Source organism: Halorussus ruber (genome assembly GCF_004765785.1).
Lineage (GTDB): Archaea > Halobacteriota > Halobacteria > Halobacteriales > Haladaptataceae > Halorussus > Halorussus ruber.
Window position 1 is genome coordinate 63,288 of the sequence record NZ_SBIT01000016.1, and the last position, 25,319, is coordinate 88,606.

The 25,319-nt window shown below is 65.9% G+C and carries 25 protein-coding genes and 2 tRNA genes; 10 read left to right on the plus strand and 17 right to left on the minus strand.

From position 1 onward, the window contains the following. Position 1 precedes the first annotated feature (1 nt). Together EPL01_RS18855 and EPL01_RS18860 are read right to left on the minus strand one after the other, a co-directional pair. Positions 2 to 1,567: a DNA-directed RNA polymerase subunit B'' gene (locus EPL01_RS18855; protein ID WP_135826834.1), complete on the minus strand. Its 1,566-nt coding sequence runs from the start codon at positions 1,565 to 1,567 to the stop codon at positions 2 to 4. 2 nt (positions 1,568 to 1,569) lie between these two features. Next, positions 1,570 to 1,797, minus strand: coding sequence for a DNA-directed RNA polymerase subunit H (locus EPL01_RS18860; RefSeq protein ID WP_135826835.1), 228 nt, complete (start codon positions 1,795 to 1,797; stop codon positions 1,570 to 1,572). Between the two features lie 302 nt (positions 1,798 to 2,099). Between EPL01_RS18860 and EPL01_RS18865 the strand changes: the two genes are divergently transcribed. The 4 genes from EPL01_RS18865 (at position 2,100) to EPL01_RS18880 (ending at position 3,217) form a co-directional block, all read left to right on the plus strand. Further along, positions 2,100 to 2,172 (plus strand) — tRNA-Asp (locus tag EPL01_RS18865). Positions 2,173 to 2,317: 145 nt separating this feature from the next. After that, positions 2,318 to 2,743, plus strand: a complete 426-nt coding sequence (locus EPL01_RS18870) for a group I intron-associated PD-(D/E)XK endonuclease (RefSeq protein ID WP_135826836.1) — start codon at positions 2,318 to 2,320, stop codon at positions 2,741 to 2,743. Between the two features lie 141 nt (positions 2,744 to 2,884). Next, positions 2,885 to 2,957, plus strand: a tRNA-Asp gene (locus EPL01_RS18875). An 80-nt stretch (positions 2,958 to 3,037) separates the two neighbouring features. Beyond that, complete coding sequence (locus tag EPL01_RS18880) at positions 3,038 to 3,217, plus strand: hypothetical protein (RefSeq protein ID WP_135826837.1); 180 nt, start codon at positions 3,038 to 3,040, stop codon at positions 3,215 to 3,217. 25 nt (positions 3,218 to 3,242) lie between these two features. Here EPL01_RS18880 and EPL01_RS18885 read toward each other — a convergent pair whose 3' ends face one another. The 3 genes from EPL01_RS18885 to EPL01_RS18895 all read right to left on the minus strand — a co-directional run bounded on the left by EPL01_RS18885 (position 3,243) and on the right by EPL01_RS18895 (position 5,227). Further along, on the minus strand, positions 3,243 to 3,593 hold the full coding sequence (locus EPL01_RS18885; RefSeq protein WP_135826838.1) for a fluoride efflux transporter FluC: 351 nt from the start codon (positions 3,591 to 3,593) through the stop codon (positions 3,243 to 3,245). After that, positions 3,590 to 3,961, minus strand: coding sequence for a fluoride efflux transporter CrcB (crcB, locus tag EPL01_RS18890; RefSeq protein WP_246045761.1), 372 nt, complete (start codon positions 3,959 to 3,961; stop codon positions 3,590 to 3,592). The genes EPL01_RS18885 and crcB overlap by 4 nt, the downstream gene beginning before the upstream one ends. Before the next feature lie 198 nt (positions 3,962 to 4,159). Continuing rightward, a complete protein-coding gene (locus EPL01_RS18895; protein ID WP_135826840.1) occupies positions 4,160 to 5,227 on the minus strand; it encodes an ATP-binding protein in 1,068 nt (355 codons plus the stop codon). A 170-nt stretch (positions 5,228 to 5,397) separates the two neighbouring features. Here EPL01_RS18895 and EPL01_RS18900 point away from each other — a divergent pair, with 170 nt between their 5' ends. Further along, positions 5,398 to 5,892, plus strand: a complete 495-nt coding sequence (locus EPL01_RS18900) for an Ig-like domain-containing protein (RefSeq protein WP_246045758.1) — start codon at positions 5,398 to 5,400, stop codon at positions 5,890 to 5,892. Between the two features lie 39 nt (positions 5,893 to 5,931). On the opposite strand, the gene EPL01_RS18905 is transcribed toward EPL01_RS18900, so the two are convergent. The 5 genes from EPL01_RS18905 to EPL01_RS18925 all read right to left on the minus strand — a co-directional run bounded on the left by EPL01_RS18905 (position 5,932) and on the right by EPL01_RS18925 (position 9,611). Beyond that, positions 5,932 to 6,696: a protein-L-isoaspartate O-methyltransferase family protein gene (locus EPL01_RS18905; RefSeq protein ID WP_135826841.1), complete on the minus strand. Its 765-nt coding sequence runs from the start codon at positions 6,694 to 6,696 to the stop codon at positions 5,932 to 5,934. 25 nt (positions 6,697 to 6,721) lie between these two features. Next, on the minus strand, positions 6,722 to 7,720 hold the full coding sequence (locus EPL01_RS18910; protein ID WP_135826842.1) for a class I SAM-dependent methyltransferase: 999 nt from the start codon (positions 7,718 to 7,720) through the stop codon (positions 6,722 to 6,724). A 24-nt stretch (positions 7,721 to 7,744) separates the two neighbouring features. Next, on the minus strand, positions 7,745 to 8,425 hold the full coding sequence (locus EPL01_RS18915; protein ID WP_135826843.1) for a protein-L-isoaspartate(D-aspartate) O-methyltransferase: 681 nt from the start codon (positions 8,423 to 8,425) through the stop codon (positions 7,745 to 7,747). A 30-nt stretch (positions 8,426 to 8,455) separates the two neighbouring features. Beyond that, the gene (locus EPL01_RS18920) at positions 8,456 to 9,109 is read right to left on the minus strand and encodes an HVO_0476 family zinc finger protein (RefSeq protein ID WP_135826844.1); all 654 of its coding nucleotides are present in this window, start codon (positions 9,107 to 9,109) and stop codon (positions 8,456 to 8,458) included. Between the two features lie 109 nt (positions 9,110 to 9,218). Continuing rightward, complete coding sequence (locus EPL01_RS18925; protein WP_135826845.1) at positions 9,219 to 9,611, minus strand: hypothetical protein; 393 nt, start codon at positions 9,609 to 9,611, stop codon at positions 9,219 to 9,221. Positions 9,612 to 10,069: 458 nt separating this feature from the next. Here EPL01_RS18925 and EPL01_RS18930 point away from each other — a divergent pair, with 458 nt between their 5' ends. Next, on the plus strand, positions 10,070 to 10,243 hold the full coding sequence (locus tag EPL01_RS18930; RefSeq protein ID WP_135826846.1) for a YHS domain-containing protein: 174 nt from the start codon (positions 10,070 to 10,072) through the stop codon (positions 10,241 to 10,243). On the opposite strand, the gene EPL01_RS18935 is transcribed toward EPL01_RS18930, so the two are convergent. From EPL01_RS18935 to EPL01_RS18950, 4 genes are all read right to left on the minus strand, one after another. After that, a complete protein-coding gene (locus EPL01_RS18935; protein ID WP_135826847.1) occupies positions 10,240 to 11,652 on the minus strand; it encodes a dihydrolipoyl dehydrogenase family protein in 1,413 nt (470 codons plus the stop codon). The genes EPL01_RS18930 and EPL01_RS18935 overlap by 4 nt on opposite strands. 104 nt (positions 11,653 to 11,756) lie before the next feature. Further along, positions 11,757 to 13,076 (minus strand): PGF-CTERM sorting domain-containing protein, encoded by a 1,320-nt coding sequence (locus EPL01_RS18940; RefSeq protein ID WP_135826848.1) that lies wholly within the window; start codon positions 13,074 to 13,076, stop codon positions 11,757 to 11,759. Positions 13,077 to 13,152: 76 nt separating this feature from the next. Then, positions 13,153 to 14,106 carry a bifunctional 2-dehydro-3-deoxygluconokinase/2-dehydro-3-deoxygalactonokinase gene (gene kdgK1, locus EPL01_RS18945; RefSeq protein ID WP_135826849.1) on the minus strand — a complete coding sequence of 318 codons (954 nt, stop codon included), beginning with the start codon at positions 14,104 to 14,106 and terminating at the stop codon, positions 13,153 to 13,155. 205 nt (positions 14,107 to 14,311) lie between these two features. Next, positions 14,312 to 14,668 carry a DUF7344 domain-containing protein gene (locus EPL01_RS18950; RefSeq protein ID WP_135826850.1) on the minus strand — a complete coding sequence of 119 codons (357 nt, stop codon included), beginning with the start codon at positions 14,666 to 14,668 and terminating at the stop codon, positions 14,312 to 14,314. A 107-nt stretch (positions 14,669 to 14,775) separates the two neighbouring features. On the opposite strand from EPL01_RS18950, the gene EPL01_RS18955 reads away from it, so the two are divergent. The 3 genes from EPL01_RS18955 (at position 14,776) to EPL01_RS18965 (ending at position 17,669) form a co-directional block, all read left to right on the plus strand. Next, positions 14,776 to 15,432, plus strand: a complete 657-nt coding sequence (locus tag EPL01_RS18955) for a stage II sporulation protein M (RefSeq protein WP_135826851.1) — start codon at positions 14,776 to 14,778, stop codon at positions 15,430 to 15,432. Between the two features lie 30 nt (positions 15,433 to 15,462). Further along, positions 15,463 to 16,272: an SIR2 family NAD-dependent protein deacylase gene (locus EPL01_RS18960; protein ID WP_135826852.1), complete on the plus strand. Its 810-nt coding sequence runs from the start codon at positions 15,463 to 15,465 to the stop codon at positions 16,270 to 16,272. A 95-nt stretch (positions 16,273 to 16,367) separates the two neighbouring features. After that, positions 16,368 to 17,669, plus strand: a complete 1,302-nt coding sequence (locus EPL01_RS18965; protein WP_135826853.1) for an O-acetylhomoserine aminocarboxypropyltransferase/cysteine synthase family protein — start codon at positions 16,368 to 16,370, stop codon at positions 17,667 to 17,669. Between the two features lie 3 nt (positions 17,670 to 17,672). Here the strand turns inward: EPL01_RS18965 and mutL are convergent, their stop codons facing one another. Further along, entirely contained in the window at positions 17,673 to 19,883 is a 2,211-nt protein-coding gene (gene mutL / locus EPL01_RS18970) for a DNA mismatch repair endonuclease MutL (RefSeq protein ID WP_135826854.1), read from the minus strand. 484 nt (positions 19,884 to 20,367) lie between these two features. Between mutL and EPL01_RS18975 the strand changes: the two genes are divergently transcribed. Next, on the plus strand, positions 20,368 to 21,420 hold the full coding sequence (locus tag EPL01_RS18975) for a phospholipase C/P1 nuclease family protein (protein WP_135826855.1): 1,053 nt from the start codon (positions 20,368 to 20,370) through the stop codon (positions 21,418 to 21,420). 69 nt (positions 21,421 to 21,489) lie between these two features. Here the strand turns inward: EPL01_RS18975 and EPL01_RS18980 are convergent, their stop codons facing one another. Together EPL01_RS18980 and EPL01_RS18985 are read right to left on the minus strand one after the other, a co-directional pair. Further along, positions 21,490 to 22,488: a hypothetical protein gene (locus EPL01_RS18980; RefSeq protein ID WP_135826856.1), complete on the minus strand. Its 999-nt coding sequence runs from the start codon at positions 22,486 to 22,488 to the stop codon at positions 21,490 to 21,492. A 164-nt stretch (positions 22,489 to 22,652) separates the two neighbouring features. Next, positions 22,653 to 25,286, minus strand: a complete 2,634-nt coding sequence (locus tag EPL01_RS18985) for a PKD domain-containing protein (RefSeq protein WP_168215955.1) — start codon at positions 25,284 to 25,286, stop codon at positions 22,653 to 22,655. Between the last annotated feature and the right edge of the window lie 33 nt (positions 25,287 to 25,319).

The following is a 25,319-nucleotide window of genomic DNA, read 5'->3' on the forward strand; positions in this document are numbered from 1 at the left end:
GTTAGTCGTCCGCGCTTGCTGTTGGTTCGACGCCTTCGATACCGGGGATGCCTTCGACACCCATCGACGCCAGTTCTCGTTTCAGACCCTGTTCGTCCTCGATGTTCTGGGAGAGCTCCATCGCCTGCGCGAAGTTCTTCACCAGCCCACAGTTCGGTCCCTCCGGGGTCTCGGAGGGACAGATGCGACCCCACTGGGTCGCGTGCAGGTCCCGCGCCTCGAAGTGGGGCTGACTCCGCGAGAGCGGCGAGCGAAGTCGTCGGAGGTGGCTCAGCACACCCATGAAGTCGGTGCGGTCCACCAACTGGGAGACGCCGGAGCGGCCGCCGACCCAGTTCCCGGTCGCAATCGGGTGTTCGAGGCGCTCGGTCAGCACGTCCGAGCGAACCACGGTGTTGACCGAGAGCTGTCGGTTACGCATGTTGGCGCGCTCGAGCTGGTACTTCACGTCCCGCGCCAGCTTGTTCAGCGCGGTCCGGAACAGGTCCTTCATCAGGTCGCCGGACACCTTCAGGCGCTTGTTGGCGTAGTGGTCCTTGTCGTCGGGTTCGCGGCGCTGAAGCGCGAGTTCGAAGCAGGCCTCGGCCATCCGGCAGAGGTAGTAGGCCTTGTTGATGCGCACGTCCTCCTCCTCGACGCCCTCCTCGTGGAGGTGCGGCAGGAGGTACCGGTCGATGACGTAGTTCGCGCGCTTGAGCTGGTAGTTCTTGCCCTGCCCGGAGGCGACGCGCTTGCCGAGGGACTCGATTGCCTCCTCCTCGGTCTGGACGTCGGCGGCCTCCAGGTTTTCGAGCATGAACTTCACGATTTCCGGGTCGTCGGAGACGCGATGGACGATCTCCTCGTCGGACTCCAGCCCGAGCGCTCGCACGAGGGTCACGAAGTTGACGCTCCCCGAAACCGAGGGGAACGACACTTCGAGCAGGCCGTCGCGGGTCCGCTCGACCAGCACGAGGGCACGGTAGCCACGGCGCTGGGAGAAGGTCTTTGCGACCTGAATCTCGTCGCCGTACTTGGTGTCGTACTCCGCCAGAATCTTGTTCGGCGCGAGGTCCTCGCTGGTCATCAGGACTCGCTCGGAACCGTTGACGATGAAGTAGCCACCGGGGTCGGCGGGGTCCTCGCCGATTTCGATGAGTTCCTCGTCGGAGAACCCGGCGATGTTACACTTCTCGGAGCCGACCATGATGGGCATCCGACCCACCTTGGTCTCGGTCGAGTCCACGACGCGCTCGTCCTCGCCCTCGCCCTTCACGATGGACATCTCCATGAAGACGGGCGCGGCGTAGGTGATGTTGCGGAGACGGGCCTCTTGCGGATAGAGGAGTTCCTCGCTCCCGTCTGCCTCCCGCACGCGCGGGGTCACGATACGAACGTCGCCCAACTCGACGTGGACCGGCTCCTCGTCTTCCTTGTCGCCGATGTCGGTGTCGATGGTACCCTTTTCGTCGACGACCTCCTGCATGCCGCGGGTCAGGAAGCTGTTGAACGAACGGTAGTGGTGTTCTGCGAGCCGTTCCTTCGAGAAGTACTCTCGGGAAATCTCGCGTCGGTCTTCTCTGTTCATTATTATTCTACCACGAGTCGGTAAATCGTCGCCTCGTCTGTCGTTCGTGAGTCTCGCACGATCTTGATGACGTCACCGACTTCCGCCTCGTCGGGGAGCGCGGCGTCGGTGCGCTGAATCTTCGGCAAGTCGGTCGTTTTGATGTCGTACTCCTCCAGCACGCCGTCTAACTCCTCGTCGTCGACGACGCTGTGGTCCGGAACCATGTCGTGTTGGCTTACGTCTACCATGTGTGGCGGTGGGTTGTCTGCGCAGATGGAGAAATGGCTATCACGAGATACTACAGGGCAATACACAGGGTATTCATTTAAGACTTGCTAAGTAGCCCGCGCACGGCTATCTATCCGACCCCACTACGTCGGAACCCCGACCGTAGGGAATGCCCACGATTGTCATTCCTCGATGGAGCTATAAATCGTTTGGGGCGAGGGCGCGTAGTGCAACTATCGTGTGCGTCGGTACGCCGTGTCGTGGCGGCTTCGTTTGAGAAGCCTTAAGTCTAACCGGGGACAACGAAGAAATGCACTCGGAAGCCCGGGTGGTGTAGTGGCCCATCATACAACCCTGTCACGGTTGTGACGCGGGTTCAAATCCCGCCTCGGGCGCTTTCTCCGAAAACCAAACGTTGAGTAGTTCGTCTGTTCTCTTCAGCTGATTTTGCGGTCGGACAGATTCAGTATTTCGCTCTCTGCGTCAAATATATGCACCACTATAGTCAATTTAACCTTCCAGGAGTTCATCCACTTGAATGTGTCTAGCTCAACGACTAACACGAAAGACAAAGGGGACGAAACTGAAGTAAAAGTCATCTCCGAGCTAATTTCACACGGGTACAGCGTCTCCCTCCCCTTTGGAGACAATGACAAGTACGACCTCATTGTGGACGACAGCGACAGTCTACACCGAGTTCAGTGTAAGACCGCTTGGAACAACAAACCCGACACGATGCGTTTCAACACTCACTCCCAAACGACTCAAGAAGGCGAGTACCACGAAAATTCGTACCACGGAGAAATAGACGCGTTCGCCGTTCGGTATCCAGTAAACGAGAAACTCTACTGGATAGACATCGACGAAGCGACCGAACAGAAGATGGAACTCCGTTTCGAGGCAGAGATAGAACATCCATCGATTAATTGGGCAGCAGATTACGAATTCGATGGCGGAATCCCGTAACTTACCATGAATTGTCTCTTCATTCCGGGAGTCCGTTTCGGTCAGTCTCGATGATGGTTGATATTCGGCAACGGGAAACAACACCAGATTAAATCGACATATGTTAATACGGGCGGCAAAAACAGGAGAATGCGTTCGGAAGCCCGGGTGGTGTAGTGGCCCATCATACAACCCTGTCACGGTTGTGACGCGGGTTCAAATCCCGCCTCGGGCGTATTTTACCGCGAACAACTCGGCGAGTGGCCACTTTTCCGTGTCCGAAAACATAACTCGTAGCCTGTCGTCTATCGCCACGTGACCAGCGACACACCCCTCGAGAGCGACGATTTTCTCCACGAGGAGCTAATTCCGGCGCTGCTGCTCGTCGGCGTCATCCTGTTTATCGTCCCCGAACCAGTCACCTCGACGCTCGGTATCGTCCTCGTCTCGCTCGGGGTCGCGCTCTGGGTGTGGGACCTCCTCGTCCGGGCCTAACGCGGCCTCAGGCGGCGATTCAGCCTCACGCGAGCCCCGTCGCCAGCCACCCGCCGAGGCCGACCGCGGCGAGCGCGCCGACGAGGTTCAGCGCGGCGTTGACGACCGCCTCCCGTCTGGCACCGCTCTCGTAGAGGGCCACGGTCTCGACCGCGAAACTGGAGAACGTCGTGAACGCGCCGCAGAAGCCGGTGCCGAAGACGGTGAGGAGCGTGGCGTCCTCGGCGAGACCGGCGGTCAGCGCGCCGAGCGCGAGGCTTCCGAGGACGTTGACCACGAGCGTGTCGCGCTGGCGGTCGGGGACCCACGACCCGACCGCGAACCGGGCGAGCGCGCCGAGGACCCCGCCCGCGCCGACCAGCAGGACGGTGTTCATCGAGCCACCTCCGGATTTGCGAGCGAGCGGACTACGGCGCGACCGGCCAGCACCGCCGCGAAGCCCAGCGCGTAGTTCGCGGCGACGTTGGCGACCGCGAGCGTGGGCGACAGCGCGGCGGTCTGGACCGCGAAGGTGCTGTAGGTCGTGAACGACGAGAGGAATCCGGTGCCGAGGACGAGTCGGGTCTCGGCGCTGAGTCGGTCCGCCAGCTTCGCCTCGAACAGGAGGACGCCGAGCGCGAAGCTCCCCGCGACGTTGACCGCGAGCGTGCCCCAGGGAAACCCGCCGGGGAGCGCCACGGAGACCGCGTGGCGGCAGACCGCGCCCGTGAAGCCGCCGACCGCGACCAGTAGAATCGGCTCCAGTCGTTCGAGCGCGTGAGAGCGTCGAGTCGGCGCTTCGTCTGCTTCGCCCGCTCGTCGCGCCCCGGCTTCCTTCGCTTCGCCTTCGTCGCCGGAAGCCGACGAGCGACCCTCCGTCTCCGACATTATCGTCCGAGACGAGCACGCCGACGGGGAAACTGTTTTCGGAGCGCCGCTCCGGAAAGACGGCGCTCAGAGGGCTTATCGGTCGGTCGCGCTCGGTGACGCTCCGCCGTGGGGCGTCTCGCGCTCGCGGACTCGGACCGCGTGGACGCTCTCGGTCGCGTCGTCCACGAGGAGAACCTCGCCGGGTTCGTCGGGCAGGCGCTCCTCGAACGACCCGCCGAGGTAGGTCGGCCGGGCCGCGGCGAGCGCGTCCAAGTCGGCGCGGGCGGTGAGGCGGTGGGCCAGCAGGAGGTCGGCCTGCGAGACTGCGACCGCGGGGAGCGCGCTCGGGCGCTGGGTCGCCGCGACGAGGCTCAGGCCGGGTTGGCGACCGCGGGTGAGCGCCGTCCGGAGCGCGGGTGCTGCAACCCCGGAAAAGAACCCGTGGGCCTCGTCCACCAGCAACCACGGGAGCCGCGGCGGGCGAGTTCGGACACAGCGGTCGTAGAGTCCGGCCGCGATTGCTCGGAGGACCGCGTTTGCGGGACCGGCGTCGAGTCCAGCGAGGTCCAGCACGGTGCCGACAGAGGAGTCCAGAAGTTGGCTCGCGGTCAGTCCGTCGGGCGCGAAAACGCCCCACGACTCGGCGAGTGCGAGGTGGTTGTCGGCGGCCCGGCGGGTCGCGCGGACGGCCTTGGTGTCGGCGTCGGCGACGAACTCGCGCATCCCGGCGAGGGTCGAGCGGGCGCTCGCGGCCTGCCAGACCAGCGCGCCCGCCGCGCCGCCGGGGTCGAGACCGAGGAGGTCGCACCACGCTCGGGGGTCGAGCGCGTCGGCGTCGACTCGGGGGTCGGCGACGACGCGAGTCCCGAGGTCCGCGAGCGACGAGAAGATGCCCATCGGGTCCGCGACGACCGGGGCGACACCTTCGGCGCGGGCGAGTGCTTCCGCGAGAACGCCGAGCGTGTAGGACTTGCCGTAGCCGCGCTTGCCGACGACGAGTCCGGCGTGGGGGCCGTCGAGGTCTACGTGGACCGCCGCGCCGGGGCTTCCGTCGCGGGCGCGATAGGCTCCGAGATGGCCGGTAGCGAGGCGACCGGCGGGGGCGTTTTCGCTTGGCGGGTCGGACGTGTTGGATTCGCGGCGACCGAGGACGTGAGGCATGGGGCAGGTTGGTCGCGCTCTCGTATTTGAACGTTTGGACAGGTATAGAGTTGTTTTAGAGCAATATTTTTGTTTTCTAAGCGGTGTTTCTGTTATCTCCTGCTTCGGGGTGGAAATCCGGCTCCCGAACGCCCGAGGGTTTAAATCCCAGAACGGGACGAACCCGGGCCATGCCAACCCTGCTCGGCTACTACGGCTACTTCGAGACGACGCAGTTCGACTGCCTCGACCGATTCGAGAGCGACGAGCGAGCAATCGAGGGCCTTCCCATCCGCCTCGTCATCGCGCTCGTGGTCGGGGTCGCCAGCCTCGGCGTGATGATGAACATGCTCTCGGGCATCGGCGGCCTGACCGTCACGGAACTCGACGCCAAGCCCGAACCCGACGTAATCCACCCCGAGGAGCAGGAAATCGACGTGACGGTCGTGGACGCCGACGGAAAGCCCGTCGAGGGCGCGACGGTGGTCATCACGGGCGAGACCGCCACGCTCGGCAACGTCGAGACCGCGACAACCGACTCGGAGGGCGAAATCTCCGTGGACGTAGACCCCGAACTCGGTCCGAACCAGCAGGAGGGCACGCTGGAAGTGAGCGTCAAACCGCCCGCCGGGAGCGACTACGCCGACGAGCGCGAGAACACCGCGATACTGGTCGTCAGGGAGTGAGAGAACGGAGAGAGTGAAGTGAGCAGCTCGCCGGAGAGTTCACCGCGGCGGACTCCCGTCGCCGTCCCAGTCTATCCAGTCCTGCTCCCACCCGGTCCGGCGCTCTCTGGCGCGCTCGGCCCGCTCGCGGTCCTCGCGGACGGTCCGGTTGCGCTCGATGGACCCGGCCTGCTCGCCCTCCACGAGGAGCGGCGCGAACGCGACGGTCCCGAGCGGTTGGGTGTCGGGGTCGGCGGGATTCTCCCCCTCGACGATCGTCAGCGACTGCTCGCCGATGCCGATGGGGATGACGAGTTTCCCGTCCGGCGCGAGTTGCGAGACCAGCGGTCGGGGCGGGTCGGCCGCGGCGGCCTCCACGAGGACGCGGTCGAAGGGCGCGTACTCCGCCAGACCGTCCGCGCCGTTCCGGCAGTCCACGAAGACGCCCTCGTAGCCCGCCGCGGCCAGATTGCTCCGGGCTTCCCAGACCACGCTCCGGGTGATGTCCACCGCGTGGACGTTCTCCTCGCCGACGATTTCCGCGAGGACCGCGGCGGTGTAGCCCACGCCAGCGCCGACGACGAGGACCGAATCACCCTCCGAAGCGCCGAGGGCTTCCAGCAGGCGGGCCGCGGTACTCGGCGCGAGGACGCGGGTGCCCGACTGCTCGAACGACCGGTCGGCGTAGGCGAGTCGGTCGTCGTCGACGAACTCGTGGCGGGGGACTGCTCGCATCGCGGCGCTGACGCTCTCGCTGGAGACGACTCCTTTCGAGGAGTGTTCGAGGCTGTCGACCATGTCGTCGCGCAGCACCGCGAGTTCCATACGCCCACTCAGAGATGAGAGAACTTCAATCGCCCGGCCGCCGTCCAGCGATGACCTGCTGGTCGAAGCCCGGCACGTCACGAATCTCGACCGCCTCGAACCCGGCGTCTCGGAGCCAGCCCTCGAACTGCGCTCCGGTGTAGGTGTCGCCGTTCTCGGTCTGAGCCAGCATGTGCGCACCGAAGAGGGCGGCGTCCTCGGCCCGGCCCCGGACTTTGTCGGTCAGCACGAGCGCGCCGCCCGGTTCGAGGGCGTCGTGGGCGTGAGAGGCGAATCGCCGGTTCTCGTCGGGACCGAGCGCGTGGGCGACCCGAGAGCAGAAGACGATGCCGAATCCGTCGTCGCCGCCACCCGGAAGCCCCTCGGTGATGTCGCCCTCGACCAGTTCGATGGGTTCGTGTTCGAGAAACCGGCGGTCGATGTCGATTACGTCCGGTTGGTCCACGAGCGTCACGTCGAACCCGCGCCGGACGAACTCCTTGGCGAAGACGCCGGGGCCTCCTCCGGCGTCCAGCACGCGCTCGGCGTCGGGGTTCCGGTGGACCGCGGCGGTGACGCTCGCCCGGACCGCGGCGTCGTCCGCGCTCGCCATCGACCCCATGAAGTTGGTCGTCCACTCGTCGGAGGCCGACTTCTCACCGGCCGAGTTCTCGGCGGTCGATTCCGGGGCGGGCGGTTCGCCGGTCCGCATCGTCTCGGGCAACTGAATCCAGCGGTCCACGCAGTCGAGGGTGTGAGGCACCGACCCGATGGAGCGCACGTCGGCCTTGGCGACGAAGCCGAGCGCGCGGTTCGTGATTTCGTACTGCTTGGCCGCTGGCCGCTCGTCGTCCTCGGCGTGCGCTCCGGCGACGACCTCCAGATAGCCCAACTCGGCCATCGCGTCGAGGGTGATTCTGGCGGCGCGCTCGGTCACGCCAGCCGACTCTGCGACTTCCGCGGGCGTCTCGGCGTCGGTCGTGACCGCTTCGAGGACACCCGTCTCGCGGGCGGCCCAGAGAAGGAGTGCTTCGCGGTAGTCCATACCGGAAATCGGCGGGCCGGGCGCTTAATCTTCCTGCATCGGAACGAACCGCACCCGACCGCGGGTTTCGCGGTCGAGGCCGCCGTCGGCGCGTCGGCGGGCGAAGACGAGACGCTGTGTCGTGGTTCCGATGGGTGCCAGCAGTCTCCCGCCCGGCCTGACCTGCTCGACTACCGCGCTCGGGAGGTCGCGCGCGGCGCAGGTCAGATAGGCGGCGTCGTAGGGCGCGTGTTCGGGCCACCCTTCGTGGCCGTCGCCGACGCGAATCGAGATGTCGCCGTAGCCGACGTTCGCCAGTCGCTCGCGGGCCTCGCGGGCCAGCGACCCGTGATACTCGACGCTGTAGACGTTCTCCGGGCCGACGACCTCTGCCGTGACCGCGGCGTGGTAGCCGCATCCGGTGCCGATTTCGAGGACGCGCTCGCCGGAATCGAGGTCGAGCAAATCGACCATCGCGGCGACCATGTGGGGCGCGCTGATGGTCTGGTCGCTCCCGATGGGAAGCGGTCGGTCCTCGTAGGCCCGGTCGCGGCGCTCTGGCGGTACGAACTCGTGGCGCGGGACCGCTCGCATCGCGGCGAGCGTCGAGTCGGCGAGGTCCTCGCGGCGAGCGAGATTCTCGACCATCCGCTCGCGGGCCTGTTCGTAGTCGTCGCCCGGGTCGCTATTCGCCGGTTTCCGGTCGTCTCCCCCATCCCCGAACATGCTATCACCGAATTGAACGTTGTTAGCCCCTCACCACGCCGACCACGCCGAGGAGGTCTGGTCGTCGGCGTAGACTCGCTTGACGTCCTTTGCGACCGCGGTGTCGCCCTCCTCGCCGAGGGGGTTGAAGTCGTAGCCGACCGCGTCGTCGCGGACCGCGATGGACTTGACCTCGAACTCCTCGTCGCCGAACTCCTCGATTCGTCCGACCTCGAACTCCTTGTCGCCGGGCACGTCGATTTTGACGCTCCGGGAGTCGTCGCGGTTGCCCACGCTCGGGTTGATGGTCACGTTGACCCGGACGTTGTCCACCGCGCGGGTCCAGAACGTCTCGACGTCCTCGACTTCGGCCTCGTCCTCGCGCTTCTCGTCGCCGAGTTGGAGGTCCGTGATTCGCACGACCATGATGGCCTCGGGCGTGTCGAGGACGAACTCCTCGCCGACCGCGACGGTCTCCTCGGGCGGGGCCTCGACCGTGGCGGTGAACGACTCGCCGTCTTGGGAGACGATGACGTCGCGCTCGACTTCCTCTTGCTCCTCGATTTTGGTCTTGTGGACGTGACTGCACTCCGTACAGCGCACGGTGGACTGCCCGCTCCCCGCCTTCAACACCTCGTGGACCGTCTCCACGTCGGGCGAGCAGGAGGGGCAGGTCACCGCGACGCGCTCCGCAGTTTCGCTCATACTGTGGTCGTCTACGTAGTCCGAGCGTAAAAGGGCGTGGAGTCGTGCGGAGCTACTCGCCAAGGAACCCCGACTGCTCGACAAAAGGGAAGCGACGAAAACCAGACCTCTACTTCCGGCGCTTCTGCACCGCGGCGAGGAGGCCGACGAGACCGACCGCGAGGCCCAGCAGGCCCGCGACCTTACGCTTCGCGCCGCCGCTCTCGTCCTCGGACTCGAACTCGTAACTGTCCTCTTCGTAGCCCTCCTCGTCGTAGTCCGGCTCCTCGAACTCCTCGAAGTCGGTCTGCTCGGTGCTACCGCGGTTCTTGAGCTTCCAGACCAGCAGGCCGACCCCGGCCAGCACGCCCAGCAGACCGAGGAGTTTGGCCTTGCCGCCGCCCGAGGAGTTGGAGGTGGATTCGGCGGGGGACTCCTCGGCGGGACCTTCGGTCTCCTCGCCGGGGTACTGGTACTCTTCGACGAGTGCGGGTTTTTCGAGATTGATCTCCAGAATTGCCATGCGAAATACTTCGCCGTTCGGCTACGAATAGGTTGCGGCTACTCGGGATTCGTTTCGTGTGGGTCGTCGTTTTGTCACGCTCCGCTTGTTCCGTGAGTGGGTGTCCTGTGCTGTGAGTGGTTGCTTGCTGAAACGGCTTCTGTGCGGGGCGGAAGAGGGACAAGCTAGCTACCCCCGAAGCCGAGGCGTCACCGCACAGCACCGCAACCGCGGGCCACACCCTCCCCAACCGATTGTGCTTCTCGGCCTCCGTTTCACTTCGGCCTGCGATGCTCATCCCTCGCACGCCGATGGCGCGGCATGAAGCCGTGCCAGCGCGCGCCGGGCAGGGGAGACAGAGACATCTATAAACGTGTATAAGACGACTATACAAGTTCTAAATAAATAAATAGTTGTCTTTAGTGCGCCAAACCGGTCCGGCCCCAATCCTTTCCGCGCTGGCCGTCGCAGGTCCGACGATGCCCCAGTGCGCTGTCTGCGGTGCCGACGTGGAGGCCGCGAGTCCCGAGGAGACCGACTACCGCGACGAGGAGTTCGCTATCGCGCAAGTCGAGTACGAGGGCGAGACCTACGCCTTTTGCTCGGAGGAACACCGCCGCGAGTTCGAGGAGAACCCAGACGAGTACGCTTAGTCGAGTTCCGCGCTCGCTTCTCGAATCAGTCCGTCCAGTATCTCGGGCGTCGTGGGGTGGTACGCTCGGTCCGGAATCTCGCGCACGTCCAACCCCATCTCGACGGCGACCTGCATCGTCTTCGCCATCACGTCGGCGTGGAGGTGCAGGCCCTGATACCCCAGCACGGTCCCGTCGTCGGCGTCCACGACCAGTTTCGCCAGTCCGCGAGGAGTCGCCTTGGTCTTGAACACGCCGTCGGTGCTGGCCTCGCGGGTGACGGCCACGTAGTCGCGGCCCTCGTGGCGGTCCTCGCGGACCAGTTCGCTCTCGGAGACCCCGACCCGAGCGAAGGGGTAGACCCCGAGGCCCGAGAAGACGACGTGATGGTGGGTGTTCCGGTAGGGTTCCAACGCCTCGCCCTCGCGGTGCCGGAGGACGTTCTCGGCCGTCAGGAAGCCCTGTTCCTTGGCGACGTGGAGAATCGGCTCGTGGCCGTTCACGTCGCCGGGGACGAAGATTCGCTCTGCGTCGCGGGCCTGCATCGTGTCGCCGACCCACCCGGCCCCGGGTTCCAGCGGGGTGTTCTCCAGCCCGAGGCGGTCCACCGCGGGGCGGCGACCCGTGAACAGGAATAGCTCGTCGGCCTCGACGGTCTCGCGCTGGTCTCGACGCTTGACTCGCAGGCGCACCCCTCCGTCGGCAGTCTCCTCGACCGACTGCTCGTCGGTGTCGGTCAGCACGTCCACGTCGAACTCCTCGCGGTAGATGTCGAGCATCGCCTTCCGGAACTCCTCGTCGGCCTCGTCCAGCGGGTAGTCGTCGTGTTCGACGACGGTGAGGTCCATCTCGGCGGCCTCCGCGAGGTAGGGCACCATCTCCAGTCCGACGTAGCCGAAGCCCATCACGAGGCCCGAATCCGGAAACTCGGTCGCGTCCAGCACGTCCGCGCTGGTCGAGAAATCGACCTCGTCCATCCCGTTCAGGTCCGGCACGGTGACGGTCGAACCGGTCGCCACGACCACGTAGTCGGCCTCGATTTCCCGGTCGCCGATTGCGACGGTGCGGTCGTCCACGAACCGGGCGGTCCGGTGGATGAACTCGACGTTCTCGCGGTCCGCGAGGTCGTGGACCGCGGCCCGGCGGTGGTCCGCGAAGTTCTGTACGTGTTCGTCTTTGGTCGCCACGACCGATTCGAGGTCCACGTCGGGGACCCCCTCGACGCGGTGGTCGTGGCGGACCTGAAACCGGTGTTTCCCGGCCGAGAGGACCTCTTTCGAGGGCATACACCCCTTGAGGATGCAGAGGCCCCCGCCGGGTTCGCCGTCGTCCGCGAGGGTGAGTTTCACGTCCTCCTCGTCGGCCAACTCCTGCGCGACTGCGACTCCGGCGCTCCCGTAGGCACCGATGATAACGACGTGCGTGGGCATGCTCCGAGCCACGACGCCCGGCGAGTTAGGCGTTCGGCCCACGGCACGCCCGGCCGGGGGAAAATCGGAGGTAAATCGAAAACAGCGAGAAAACAGCGAGCCGACTACCGAAGTCGCGCCAGCAGGGCCGCCCCGAGGAGCGCCGCGACTGCCGCCGTGGCGGTGAATCCGGGGACGTCCGCGCCGCCGTCGCCAGTCGTGGTTTCGTCGCTCTCGCTCGTCGTCTCGTCGCTCGCGCCGTCCCGCGTGGTCTGGTCCGACTCGTCGCTGGTCTGGTCGTCAGTCTGGCCGCCGATTTCGGTCGTCCCATCAGCGGTCGTCGCGCCGGGTTCGGTCGTCGCGCCGGGTTCGGTCGTCGCGCCGGGTTCGGTCGTCGCCTCGCTCGCCGAGGACTGCATCGAAATCGTGCGCTCGGAGAAGTGGTTGACCGCGACCAGTACGTCGGCGCTCGTGTCGGCAGACGCGCTTCCGGCGCTCTCGACGACGTACCGGGACTTGTCGCTCCCGACCGCGCTCTCGAGTTGGCTGTAGGTCCGGGCCTCGACCGCGGCCTCGCCGTCCACCGCGACTTCGAGGTCATCGGTGGTGTTCAGGGCCTTCTCGGAGACGCTCGTGACGACGATGGTGCCCTCGTGGGTCGTCCGGTTGACCGCGAGGGAAATCTTCCCCTCGGCGGACTCGGCGGTCTCGACGGTGGTATTCTCGCCGTAGCTCACCGTATCGACGACGGTCTCTCCACCGTCCGCCATCACGTAGGCCTCGGCTCTGGCCTCGCCCTGCGCGATGAGGTCCTCCTGCTTCTCGTCTCGGTCGTCCTTGCCCTCGGGGTACGACCGGAAGACGAGGCGGGCGTCCTCGCCGAGGCGGGCGGTCACGTCGCCGTCGTCGTTGACGGTCGCGTTGCCCTCGCCGACGACGAGGAGGGTGCCCTCGGTGCCGTTCTCGGCGGTCACTTCGACCTGCGCGTCGGACTCGGCGGAGGCGGTCGCGCCCGACGAGAGGTTGGCGACGACGTAGTCGGATTCGTTGCCCGACGCGACCACGAGGACGCCGCGGCCGTTGTCGTGGGCCTCGATGGTCGCGCTACTCCCGGCGGCGAGTCGGGCCTCGGTCGCGGTCGTCGCGCCGAGTTCGAGGCCAGCGCCCTCGATATGGGTCACCGCCGACAGCGAGGCCCCGAGGTCAACGAGGCCGTCCGAGAGTTCGCTCTCGGACTGGACCTTCAGCGAGTCGAGCATCGTCTCGCCGCGGACCGCGTAATCGGTCACGGCGCGGTTCTCGGTGTCGAACGAGACGTGCGTTCCGACGTAGGCCTGCCCGGAGGTCTGGTTCGTCGTATCCGACGCCACGGTACCTGCGACTGTGGAGGGGGCGATACTCGCCGTCACGACGAGTACCATCAGGGCGGTCGCTACTCGTTTCATTGCGTTCGACCGTGAACCAGCAGTCCGTAATACGTCTTCTGGCTTCCTGAAAACCGCGTGACGGGAATCGAACCGGTCACCGGGAAATCTCGCTCCCGGCCTCCGACAGCACGGATTCGACTTCCTCGCGGGTCACGATTGCCACGTCGCCGGGAATCGTGCGCTTCAGCGCGGCGGTCGCAGAGCCGTATTCGAGCGCGGTCGCTACGTCGTCGCCGGAGAGTCGGCGCGCGAGGAAGGCCCCGACGAAGGCGTCGCCGGTCCCGATGGGGTCCAAGGTGTCGGTCTCGATTGCGAGTTGCTCGAAGGTCTGGCCGTCGTGGCGGGCCAGCGCGCCCTCCTCGCCGCGGGTCACGATGACCGTCCGGAAGTCGAACTCGTCGGCGAGGTCCGCGGCGATGGTTCCGGCATCGCCCTCGCGTCCGAGGACTCGCTGGGCGTCGCGCCGAGCGACCATCAGCGAGTCCACGTCGGGAAAGAGGTCTTCGAGCGTCTCGCGGGCCTCCTCGGGACTCCAGAGCTTCGACCGGTAGTTCACGTCGAAGGAGGTCGTGGTTCCGGCCGCTTGGGCCTCGCCGAGGAGGTCCGCGGTGGTCTCCTCGAGGGTCTCCGAGAGGGCGGGCGTGATGCCGCTGGTGTGGAAGACCTCGGCCTCGCGGATTCGCTCGACCGGGAGTTCGTCGGTCTCGGCGGTGGTGACGGCCGCACCCTCGCGGTCGTAGATGACGTTCGACCCGCGGGGCTTGCCGCCGTGTTCGAGGTAGTAGGTGCCCTGTCTCCCCTCGTCGCTCCAGACCACGTCGGTCTCGACGCCGTACTGGCGGAGTTCGGTCACGACTCGCCGCCCGAGCGGCGAGTCGGGGAGTTTCGAGGTCCACGTCGCGTCCGCGCCGAGTCGAGAGGCGGCGACAGCGACGTTGCTCTCCGCGCCCGCCGACCGGAATTCGAGGTCGTCGGCGGTCTCCAGTCGCTCGCCGTCGGGCGGCGAGAGGCGCAACATCGTCTCGCCGAAGGTCACGAGGTCAGTCATACGTCGGTTGTCGGCGGCGCGCGGCATAATTTACTCGGTTGGGTGCGAATTCTTACTCGGTTTCGGAGACGTTTTTCGCGCCGAGGCGCGCGGCGCGCTCCACGTCCGCAAGCACCACTAGGGAAGCAGGATTGTTCCTTTAAGAAATAGAGAGATAGCTTAAGGAATGGTAGAAACGCCTGAGACAGGGTTGCTGTCTCGCGGCTCAGTCGGCGACGACTCCCGTGTTGTATTCGTACTCCGCCGTCTCGTCGAGAAACCTGCCGACGAGGTCCGTGCCCTCGAACTCGACCGCGCCGGTCTCGGGTTCGTAGGTGACGAGGCCCGCGTCGTCGAGTTTCGGCAGGTGCGTGTGGAACAGCGACGTTTGGACCGGCTTGACGGATTCGTCGCTTACCTCCGAGACGGTCGTCCCGGTCTCCCACGCGGCGACGTGCCTGCCGAGCGCGTCGAGGTCAGTCGAGCGAGATTCGTTTCGTAAGTGATAGAGAACGTAGCGACGGCGCGGATTTTTCAACAGCCCGAACGCTTCGTTCAGCCGTGACGTGTCAGGCGACCCCATTACCAGAGACACACTCTCGACCGACTTAGTGTCTTCTTCTAGTGCAAATTGACCGCTCGGCGGAGCGCCACTCGGATATTTGTGCCTTCCAACCGTGGTTTGGGAGCGTGTCCAGCGAAACGTCCGCCGACGCCTCTGCCCACGCCGCCAGCGCGCTCGGCGACTACCTCAACCACGACGACCCGGTTGTCCGGTTCGCCTCGTTCTGGGCCGTCTGCGCCGCCCTGTTCGCCGCGGCGTGGTACGTCGGCTACTACCTCCTGCCGGAGGGCCTGCTCCGGTCGTCCACCGCGGCGAGCGCGCTCCCCGCGTACGCCGGGTCGGTCTGGGCCGAGTTCCTGACCATCTTCGCGTGGAACCTCGGCGTCTGCCTCCTCGTCGTCGCCGCCAACACCTTTCGGTCGGTCCGGACGCCGCTTGGCTACCTCGTCGTGGTCGTCAACTGGGTGCAGGGCGCGGTGGTCTGGGGCACCGGGTCGCTCGCCGTCGAGACCGCCCGGTTCGCCCCCTCGCTGTCGGTCGCGCTCGGCCGGAGCGGCGTCTACGAACTCACCGCCTACGTGGCCGTCGCGGTCGCCACCCGCGGCGTGATGATTTGGCACCAGCGGTCCGGCCCGCGCTGGCGCGAGGAGTTCGAGCGCACCCAATCGCCCCGCGACTGGACAATCTCGCGCCGAGAGGCGGGCGTCCTGCTCGCGGGCCTCGCGCTCCTCGCCGTCTCCAACTACCGCGAAGCCGTGATGATTGCGGAGGCAGTCGGATAGCTTTTGCCTGCCGGACCCCGATTTCCGGACATGGACCTCTCGAACACGGATTCCTCGGATTCGTCCGGCTCCGATTTCCCGGACTCGGACCGAATCGAGGCCGCCGCCCGCGAACTCCGGGCCGCCGACGCCGCCGCGGCGCTGACCGGCGCTGGCGTGAGTGTGCCCTCCGGCGTCCCGCCCTTCCGCGGCGAGGACGGGATTTGGAACGAGTACGACCCCGACGCCTTCGACGTGCATCGCTTCCGGGCGAGCCCCGGCGAGTTCTGGGCCGACTGGGTCGAACTCCGCTCGGACCTGCTCGACGCCGACCTCGAACCCAACGCCGCCCACCGCGCGCTCGCCGACCTCTCGTCCGCGGGCCTCCTCGACGCCGTCGTCACCCAGAACATCGACGGCCTGCACGGTGCGGCTGGCTCCGAAAATGTCGTGGAACTCCACGGCAACGCCCGCCGCGCGGTCTGTCAGGACTGCGGGCAGTCAGTTTCCGCCGAGGAGGCCCGCGAGAAGGCCGAGGCGGGCGACCCCCCGCCGCGCTGTCCGAGTCCGGACTGCGAGGGCGTGCTGAAACCCGACGCCGTCCTCTTCGGCGAGCGCCTGCCGATGGACGCGATGGCCGACGCCGAGGAGTACGCCGCCGAGAGCGACGTGCTGGTGGTCGCCGGGTCGTCGCTGACCGTCCAACCCGCCGCGTCGCTCCCCCGGCAGGCCGCCCGGAACGGCGCGACCGTTATTCTGGTGAATCTGGACGAGACGCCGCTGGACTCGCTGGCCGACTACGTGTTTCGGGAGGACGTGACCGAGGTCCTGCCCGCGCTTCGGGATGCGATTCCGGAGTAGACCCCTGAGTAGAAGTTGCCGGAATCCCGTCCCCGGAGCAGAAGTTGCGAGGACCCTCTGACATAAGCCGCTGGCATTCGTCGGTGCGAACGACCATGACTGACCGAGACGGCGCCGACCGCGGCATCCACACCGACAGCGTCCACGCGGGCCAAGACCCCGACCCGGCGACCGGGTCGCGCGCACCGCCCATCTACCAGACGAGTTCCTACGTCTTCGACGACGCCGACCACGCCGCCTCGCTGTTCGCGCTCGAAGAGCCGGGCAACATCTACAGTCGCCTGACGAACCCGACCAACGCCACGCTCGAAGAGCGACTCGCCACCCTCGAAGGCGGCGTCGCGGCGCTCGCCACCGCCAGCGGGATGGCCGCGCTCGACCTCGCCACCTTCCTGCTGGCTTCAGTCGGCGACAACGTCGTCACGGCCTCGTCGCTCTACGGCGGCACCTACACCTACTTCACCCACACCGCGCCGCGCCGGGGCGTCGAGGCCAAATTCGTGGACACGCTCGACTACGACGCCTACGAGGAAGCCATCGACGACGACACCGCGTTCGTCCACCTCGAAACCGTCGGCAACCCCGCGCTCGTCACGCCGGACATCGAACGCATCGCCGCGATTGCTCACGACCACGACGTGCCCCTGTTCGTGGACAACACCTTCGCCACGCCGTACCTCTGTAACCCCATCGAACACGGCGCGGACCTGGTCTGGCACTCCACGACGAAGTGGCTCCACGGGAGCGGTTCGACCGTCGGCGGCGTGCTCATCGACGGCGGGACCTTCCCGTGGGAGGAGGGCGACTATCCCGAAATCGCCGACGAGAACCCGGCCTACCACGGCATCAACTTCCGCGAGCGGTTCGGCGACGCCGCCTTCGCCTACGCCGCCCGGGCTCGGGGCCTCCGGGACTTGGGCAACCAGCAGTCGCCCTTCGACGCGTGGGTCACGCTCCAGAAGTTGGAGTCGATGCCCCTCCGGGTCGAGCGCCACTCCGAGAACGCCCTCGCGGTCGCCGAGTTCCTCGACTCGCACGACGACGTGGCGTGGGTCAACTACCCCGGACTGGAGAGCCACGAGACCCACGAGAACGCCAAGAAGTACCTCGACGGCGGCTTCGGCGGGATGATTACCTTCGGACTGGAGGGCGGCTACGAAGCGGGGCAGGCGGTCACCGAGGAGACCGACCTCGCCAGCCTGCTGGCCAACGTCGGGGACGCCAAGACGCTGGTCATCCACCCGGCAAGCACGACCCACCAGCAGCTCACCGAGGAGGAGCAGTTGGCCAGCGGGACGACGCCGGACTTGGTTCGCCTCTCGGTCGGCATCGAGGACGTAGCGGACATTATCGCCGACTTGGAGCAGGCTATCGGGGCGGCGCAGAACCGGGTCTGAACCCTACTGTTCGCCCCTCCGCCCAGCGTGACCCGGATAGTCACGCTCGAATCGGTCCTCGATTTCGCTCTCGCTGAACTCGATGACGACGGGCCGACCGTGGGGGCAGGCGTAGGGGTTCTCGCAGTCGTCGAGCGCCGAGAGGAGATCCACGACCGACCCCTCGCGGAGCGACGTGTTGCCCGTGATGGAGGGGTAGCACGCCAAATCGGCGAGCAGGTCGTCGGCGACCGCTTCGACGGTGTCGCCTCGGTCGTCAGGGTCGGTCGAGACGAACTCCGCCAGCGCGTCCCGCAACAGCGCCGGGTCTAATGTCTCGTCCAGTACGGTCGGCGCGGTCCGGACGCGGACTTCTTTATTCCCCGCGCGCTCGGCCCGGAAGCCCAGTCGCTCCAGCGCCTCGCGGTACTCCTCGAAGACGGCGGCCTCGCCCGCGGTCAACTCCAACTCGACGGGTTGGGCCAGCATCTGAGTGGTCGAGTCGTCGGCGAACTCCGCCCGCAATCGCTCGTAGTTGACGCGCTCGTCGGCGGCGTGTTGGTCCACCAGCACCAGTCCGTCGGGGGTCTCGGCGACGACGTAGGTGTCGTGGAGTTGACCCAGAATCCGCATCCGGGGCAGGGTCTCGAACTCGGGGTCGTCGGTCGAATCGCCCGCGAGCGTCTCGGACTCGGTCGGTGCCGAGAACTTCCGGTCGGCGGACGAATCGGGTGTCTTCCCGGTGGAAGCGTCGTCCGTCCGGTCGGCGGGCGAGTCGGTCGCCGAAGCAACCGACTCGCGGGTGTCGTCTCGGCTCTTTGTCTCGCCTGCGCTCGTGTCCTCGCTGGCGCGCTCGGGAGCGCTCGCCTGCGGTTCTGCGCTCGCGCTCTCGCCCCCGCCGCGAGCGCGCTCGCTCGCAGGCGAACTCGTTCGTCTGCGAACGGCCGACCCGCCGGATTCGGCGGCGGTCGCGTCCTCCATAGAAGTATCTACCCCTGCCTCGTGGGTATTTTTTGATGGCTTAGAAATATCTACAGTTGTCTCTAAGGTGTCTTCGGTAGTCTGAGAAGCGTCGAGCGTGGACTGCTCGCGCTCGGCCGTCTCGCTCCCGGCGGTCAGTTCGGTCTGCTCGCTGGCGTCGGCGTCGTCGCGCTCCGGTTTGTCGGTGCGCTCGGGTTCGACGCTGGCCTCGTCGGGCGCGCTCCGGCCTCGCGGGGCCGAGGAGCGGACGAGACCGTGGTCCAGCAGGGCCTCCTCGACGGCAGTCTCGACTGCCCGCTTGACCGCGGACTCGTCGCTCCACCGACACTCCATTTTTCGGGGGTGAACATTCACGTCGACCTCCTCCGGAGGGACCTCCACGAACAGAACCGCGAAGGGGTATCGCTCCGCCGAGAGTTGCCCGCCGTAGGCCGAGAGGACCGCGTCGCGGACCGGCGCGGAACTCACGTACCGGCCGTTGACGTAGGTAGACATGTACTCGCGGGTGCTTCGGGTGGTCTCGGGATTGCTGACGTAGCCCGAGACAGAGACGCCTCCCGATTCGCTCTCGCCCTCGACCCGAATCATCGACGTGGCGACTTCCCGGCCGTAGACCGACAGGAGGGCCGACTGGAGGTCCCCGCGCCCGGTCGTGGCGAACACCTCGCGGCCGTCGTGGGTCAGCGAGACCGCCACGTCGGGGTTGGCCAGCGCGTAGCGGGTGACGACGGTGTTGACGTGCGAGAACTCCGTGGTCGTGGTCTTGAGGTACTTCCGGCGCGCAGGGGTGTTGTAGAACAGGTCCGCGACCTCGACGGTGGTCCCCTCGGGGCACCCGGCGGGGCCGACCGACTCGACCTCGCCGTCCTCCATCCGGAGTTCGGTGCCGGTTGGGCCGTCTCGTGGTTTGGACCGAATCGTCGTCCGAGAGACCGCGCCGATGGTGTGGAGCGCCTCGCCCCGGAAGCCGAGGGTGGTCACGCCCGAATCGAGGTCCCCGGCGTCCTCGATTTTGCTCGTGGTGTGTTCGCGGACCGCGGCCCGGAGGTCGGCCTCGCTCATGCCGACGCCGTCGTCGCTGACGACGATTCGGTCGGTGCCGCCCTCCTCGACGGTCACGTCGATTCGGTCGGCGTCGGCGTCGAGGCTGTTCTCGACCAGTTCCTTGACGACCGAGGCGGGACGCTCCACGACCTCGCCCGCCGCAATTTTGCGAATCGTGGCGTCGTCGAGTTGGGTGATTCGCTGGCTCATGTCTTCGGTCTCCTGTATCGTCGCGCGTCGGTCATCGACTGGACTGACGAAACAGACGCCTTTCAATCCGTTGTTGGTACCCGCGTCGGTACGGGCGACGCGCCATGTCTCCTCGGTGTGGTGGTACTAGAGAAGCTGGTATAAAATTTGCACTAACCCGAGCATATTTTAGTCTCTTGTATTTTCTATATAAACATAAAATTAGTTTCCTATTTTAATCTAAACTAATAATTTGATTATGGAAATTATTTATTGTGTATTATGGTATAGAAAACAAATTAAACGGAATTGATGAATCGAACTTCGACCGGCGGACGTTCATAAAAGCTTCCTCCGGGCCCTCGTCGGCCTGAGTTCGGCAAGTCTCGCAAGCGCTGGCGACAGCGACCAGCGGGTCGAGGGCGAGGTCTCGTATCCGGACCACAGCAAACTCCTCGTCGACGACTCGCTCCGGTCGCTTTCCCCGCAGTTCTACCTGCTGACGTTGGACGAGAACCGGCTACTGGAACTCGTCGGCAAGTCGGGCATGCGCACACAGCAGGAACGCGACGCCAAGGCGGCCCTCAAAAACCTCTGGAAGAAGTACCCCGTCCGGAAAGAGCGAGACGGCAACGACTTCGTCTTCACGCTTGCGAACGAGCGTGCGAAGGGAGGCGTCACCGACACGGAGCGAGACGAGTTCTCGACCGCCGGCAAGGCCGTGGCTCACGGCTTCGCCAAGGAGAACGGCAATCGCAAGCAAATCTCCGCCGAGTGGTACGGCTCGACCCACAAGGACATGACGCGGTGGACGTTGGAGAAGAACTTCGACCTCTACGATTACGAGGTAGACGACATCGTCGAGTACTCGCCGAAACCGGACACGGACCCGTGTCCCTGCGATTACTCCGTCTTCGACTCGAAGGACATGCCCGACTGGATCGCGGACGCTATCAAGACCGGTCTGAACGAGTTCGCCCACCACTACGGGCATTACTACGACCCCGACGCCTACACCGTCGACTTGTGTTGTGGCATCACCATCTCCTTCGGCGGCATGGGTGGCGCACCGGAGTTCTGTGAGTACGAGATGGCGGAGGCCGAGAACCACTCCTACTCGAGCCAGCGAGAACATCTCGGTCGTGCGCTCCACTACGTGCAGGACGTGAGCGTTCCGCTCCACGCCGGCATGGCTCTCGAACAGATGAACTTCGAGATCGACTGTGACTGGGACGGCTGTGAGGTCATCGACCCCTACTACGACCTTCACTACGAGTACGAGAAGTGGGTCCGAGAGAACTTCCACTCCGGGGAGAACTTGGTCGACGATTACGACAGCCTGTGGGCGTGGAACAGCGACCCCTCGGACTGCGTGTATCAGGTCGCCGCCGAGGCGACCGACCAGGCCTACGAGGTGTTCCACCTGATGAAAGAGAACGGTACCGACATCGGTAGCTGGAACTCGACGGACTACAACGACCTCGTCGAGGCCACCGCGAATCCCGTTTTCCACGCGGGTGCCTACACGCACGCGCTGGTCGACCAGATTTACGGCTAATCCAGCGATATCGTCGCGTTCACTCCAATTTTTAAGCGTCTCGACTCGAACGGCTCTCTCGTCGGTCAGTCAGTCGTTTCTGATTCGGAGCGTCGTCGCGTAGTAGTCGCCCTCGTACTCGTAGTGGCGACGCCACGCGCGGGAGGCCCCGGATTCGTCCGGCGGGGTCGGGTCGTCGATGCCGAGTTGCGCGATGAGGCTCTCGAACGACTCGGAGATGGGTTCGCGCTCGGCGTACACGCCGCCGATAGTCTCGTCGAGAATCTCGCGGATATCCTCGGGGTCCTCGCCGAACGTGGCGTCGATGTGACCCGAGAGAACGTCTTCCAACTCCGACTTGGAGTCGGCCACTCGTTCGGTCTCGTGGACGTACCGTTTCGTTTTCACGTTCCCGTCGGTGGCGTGCGCACGAAGCGTCTGCTTCTCGTCCAAGAACTCGTTGTCCGGTTCGGCCCGGACGTATTCGAAGGGCGGATTCGGAACGAGTTCGCTCTCGGCGGGGTCCATCGGGTCGAAGAAGACGACGCCGCGCTCGCCGTGTGCGACCGTCGAGAGGTTGACGCCGTCAACGACGGCCCCCATCGCCTCCGCGACCGCCCGGTCGGCGATTTCGGCGTCGAAGTCCGACAGCCCCTCGGATAGATTCTCGACTGGGTCGACGTCTGCCGGTGCTTGCTCGACAGGCTCGAACCAGAACTCCCAGCGGTCGAGCGACACCTCCTCGACCGCGGTCACGCGAACGCTGTAGTACGACCCCTCGTATTCGGTATAGGCTAGCGGTGGTGACCCGTTCGGGTCGTACGGCCCGAGCGGTTGGGCCTCGGTCGTCATCTCGCCCGAGTCGAGGAGTTCCGCGACGAGCGCGTCGGCGTGACGACGGACGTGCAACGCCTGCTGTCTCGGTTCCCACTCGAATAGGTCAAGCAGCGTCGTGCCGCCTCGAGGACTGCTCTGGAGGGAGTACCGCGCACTCGACGAGGAGGCGAGGAGCGAGCAACCGGAGAGTGCTGACGAGACGCCGACGCCTGCGAGACCGAGGAGCCTGCGTCGGGAGTGAGAGATGTTCATGGAGTATATATTTAATTCACCCCTGATATAAATTTACGCCGTTTCCCGACCCGGCTCCGGTGGGGCAACGAAGCCGTGGTCGGCCACGACGCCGCCCGACCGGCGACAGGCGTAGGCCCTGCGGTCCGCACAGAAGGCCGAACAGCACCGGGAACCGCGGCCCGTCACCGGCCCGCCCGGACCAGCCAGAGACAGAGCGCGAGGAGCGAAAGAATCGTCACTCCGGGCGTGAATCCCGGCGTCCCGCTTTCCGACCCCGGAATCGAATCGTATTTCGTCTCCGAGTCGGTCTGCTCGTCCTCGAAGGCCGACGGGTCGCCGATGCCGATTTCTTTCGTGGCGTTCTCCACGACCCGATAGCTGTCTCGACTCCCCTCGGGGTAGTAGATGACCTGATACGGAATCTCGATGCGCTGGCCCCGCAGCGACTCGTCGCTGACTTCGATTCCCACCGAGAGACTGGTCTGGCCGCCCGCCGAGACGGTCTCCTCGTTGACGTACTCGGCCCTGTTGCCCTCCGCGACGTTCTGGCCGCCGGTGACGACGATACCGTTGGGTAGCGAGAGCGCCAACTCCACGTGGGCCGTCCGGGTGTTGACCGAGGGGTTCCGGAGCGTGAGGGTGATGAACTCCTGGGACCCGTTGGTCGAGAGCGTCTCGATGGTGGCCGACGAGTCGATCTCCGGCGTCTTCCGGAAGTTCCGGGCGCTGACCGACCAGCTATCGCGGTCTCGACCGCCCGCACCGTCGTCGGCGACGACGGTGACGTTGTGGGTCCCCGGTTCGGCGAACGAGTGGTTCAGTCGCTCGCCGGTCGCCACCTCGGTCCCGTCAACGGACCACTGCAGACTCACCGAATCGCCTTCGGGGTCGGACGCTTCGGCCTCGAAGGTTTGCGACTCGCCTGTGAGAAGCGAGAACGACGACGACTCTGGCGCAACGCCGCTGACCTCCGGCGGGCGATTGTCCACCTTCACGTCCCACGTCGCCGTGGCGCTCCCGCCGTGGCCGTCCTCGATCGTCGCCTTGACGGTGTGTTCGCCGGGGGTCGAGAACTCGTGAGTGAACGTCACGTTCTGACTGGCCGAGGAGAGGTCGGTCTCCTCCGCGGGCGACCCGTCAACCGACCAGATGATTGTCGCGGGGGTCGCGTCGGCGTCGGTCGCTTGCACGACGAACCGCTGGCGAGTCCCCGTCTCGGGCGCGGGGACCTCCTCGGGCGAGACGCGGACGAGTTCCGGTTCGTCGTTGGAGACGACGACGGTTCGGTTCCGAACTGCAGACGCGCCGTACTGGTTCGTCACGCTGACCTCGACGTTCCGCTTCCCGACGGTTCGGAGCGCCGTCGAGACCGACTGGCCTTCGTAGGTTTCGTCGCCTATCGTCCACTCGTAGGAGAGGTCCACGTCCCTGTCGGCCGGGTCGGTCGCGCTCGCCGAGAGGTTGACCGTCCCGCCGGCTGTCACCGACGACGGCGAAATCGAGAGGTCCTGAATCGACGGCGGGGTGCCTTCGACAGTAACGGTGAACGACCGTTCGGCGGTGACGCCTCGGTCGTTCTCGGCGACGACCTGCACCTGCTTCTCGCCGGTCGCGTCGAAGGTAGTCTCGACGGTCTGGCCCGAGACAGTCTCGCCGTCTATCGTCCACTCGTAGGAGAGACCCGACGAATCTCCCTCGGCCGAAAACTCGACCGTCTTTCCGGGGGCCGTCTCGGTGCTTCCGGGCGTCACCGAGACGATCTCGGGCGCTTGTGCCACGTCCACGTTCCACTCGGTCGTCGCGTCGGCGGTCGAGGAGGTCCCGTCGCTGACCACCGCCTCGACTGTATGGTCGCCTGCGCCGAACTGTCCGGCGTCGAACTCGTACCGGTCGCCGGAGGTCATCTGGTCACCGTCCACGTACCACGTCACCGAGGGCGTGCTGTCAGGGTCGGTGGCGCTGACGGAGAAGGATTCGGTCTTCGAGGGACCGAGCGAGACGCTCCCGGTTGCCGGGGTTCGACTCTCGATTTCGGGCGGTTCGAACGAGTCGACCGTAATCGTCCCGAGGTCCACGTAGTCGGTCGTGAACTCGGACCCGCCGTCGAACTCGGTCACGAACTCGGCGTCCACCCTGTAGGTCCCCTCGTCGTCCGGAATCGGAACCGACCCGGTTATCGACTCGTGTCGCTCGGCCGTGACGCTCTCGGCGGGCAGGCGCTTGGTCGGCGTCTCGGGTCTGGACGACCCCTCCGGGTAGACGTACACTTCGGTCGTCACGCCCTGCACGCCGAGCGGTTCGCTCACTCCCTCGTTCCACCCCGAGTGTCCGGGGTTGTACACTCGCGCGTCGAACCGGGCGTCCTCGCCGGGTTGGAACCGGCGCGAGTCGCGCGGCGACGACACGTCGGCTTCGGTGTGATACACGCCGTTGCGTTCTAACACGAGCGTGATTTCGTCCGTGTCCTCGACCGTCACCTCGAAGATGCCCCACCGCTCGTTCACCTCGCCGTCGTTTCTGACGTGGGCGTAGTACTCGCCCGGCGGCGCGTCGAAGATGTAGTAGTGAAAGAGGTCCTCGCTCATGCAGCCGTCGGGGTTGCTGTCGTCGTCGGTTTCGGCGATGTCCGCGAAGTCGCCATCTATCTGTTCGAGGAGCAGGGTGGTCTCGTGTTTCTCGCCGTTGGCGTCGTAGGTGGCGACCGAGACGCAGGTGTTCTCGGCCCGTGCGGTGGTCCCACCGGCCGCGGGGACTGCTCCCGCGACGACGAGACCGACCAGCACGAAGCCGACCAGCAGGACGTGACTGGCGGTCACCTGCGAGGCCCGCCGGTACAACCGCCGCCATCG

What these genes read in the sequence shown, in the direction of transcription:
- EPL01_RS18855 (WP_135826834.1), bottom strand. Translation starts at nt 1,567, where the DNA reads ATGAACAGAGAAGACCGACGCGAGATTTCCCGAGAGTACTTCTCGAAG.
- EPL01_RS18860 (WP_135826835.1), bottom strand. Translation starts at nt 1,797, where the DNA reads ATGGTAGACGTAAGCCAACACGACATGGTTCCGGACCACAGCGTCGTC.
- EPL01_RS18885 (WP_135826838.1), bottom strand. Translation starts at nt 3,593, where the DNA reads ATGAACACCGTCCTGCTGGTCGGCGCGGGCGGGGTCCTCGGCGCGCTC.
- EPL01_RS18895 (WP_135826840.1), bottom strand. Translation starts at nt 5,227, where the DNA reads ATGCCTCACGTCCTCGGTCGCCGCGAATCCAACACGTCCGACCCGCCA.
- EPL01_RS18900 (WP_246045758.1), top strand. Translation starts at nt 5,398, where the DNA reads ATGCCAACCCTGCTCGGCTACTACGGCTACTTCGAGACGACGCAGTTC.
- EPL01_RS18905 (WP_135826841.1), bottom strand. Translation starts at nt 6,696, where the DNA reads ATGGAACTCGCGGTGCTGCGCGACGACATGGTCGACAGCCTCGAACAC.
- EPL01_RS18910 (WP_135826842.1), bottom strand. Translation starts at nt 7,720, where the DNA reads ATGGACTACCGCGAAGCACTCCTTCTCTGGGCCGCCCGCGAGACGGGT.
- EPL01_RS18915 (WP_135826843.1), bottom strand. Translation starts at nt 8,425, where the DNA reads ATGTTCGGGGATGGGGGAGACGACCGGAAACCGGCGAATAGCGACCCG.
- EPL01_RS18920 (WP_135826844.1), bottom strand. Translation starts at nt 9,109, where the DNA reads ATGAGCGAAACTGCGGAGCGCGTCGCGGTGACCTGCCCCTCCTGCTCG.
- EPL01_RS18925 (WP_135826845.1), bottom strand. Translation starts at nt 9,611, where the DNA reads ATGGCAATTCTGGAGATCAATCTCGAAAAACCCGCACTCGTCGAAGAG.
- EPL01_RS18930 (WP_135826846.1), top strand. Translation starts at nt 10,070, where the DNA reads ATGCCCCAGTGCGCTGTCTGCGGTGCCGACGTGGAGGCCGCGAGTCCC.
- EPL01_RS18935 (WP_135826847.1), bottom strand. Translation starts at nt 11,652, where the DNA reads ATGCCCACGCACGTCGTTATCATCGGTGCCTACGGGAGCGCCGGAGTC.
- EPL01_RS18940 (WP_135826848.1), bottom strand. Translation starts at nt 13,076, where the DNA reads ATGAAACGAGTAGCGACCGCCCTGATGGTACTCGTCGTGACGGCGAGT.
- kdgK1 (WP_135826849.1), bottom strand. Translation starts at nt 14,106, where the DNA reads ATGACTGACCTCGTGACCTTCGGCGAGACGATGTTGCGCCTCTCGCCG.
- EPL01_RS18950 (WP_135826850.1), bottom strand. Translation starts at nt 14,668, where the DNA reads ATGGGGTCGCCTGACACGTCACGGCTGAACGAAGCGTTCGGGCTGTTG.
- EPL01_RS18960 (WP_135826852.1), top strand. Translation starts at nt 15,463, where the DNA reads ATGGACCTCTCGAACACGGATTCCTCGGATTCGTCCGGCTCCGATTTC.
- EPL01_RS18965 (WP_135826853.1), top strand. Translation starts at nt 16,368, where the DNA reads ATGACTGACCGAGACGGCGCCGACCGCGGCATCCACACCGACAGCGTC.
- mutL (WP_135826854.1), bottom strand. Translation starts at nt 19,883, where the DNA reads ATGAGCCAGCGAATCACCCAACTCGACGACGCCACGATTCGCAAAATT.
- EPL01_RS18980 (WP_135826856.1), bottom strand. Translation starts at nt 22,488, where the DNA reads ATGAACATCTCTCACTCCCGACGCAGGCTCCTCGGTCTCGCAGGCGTC.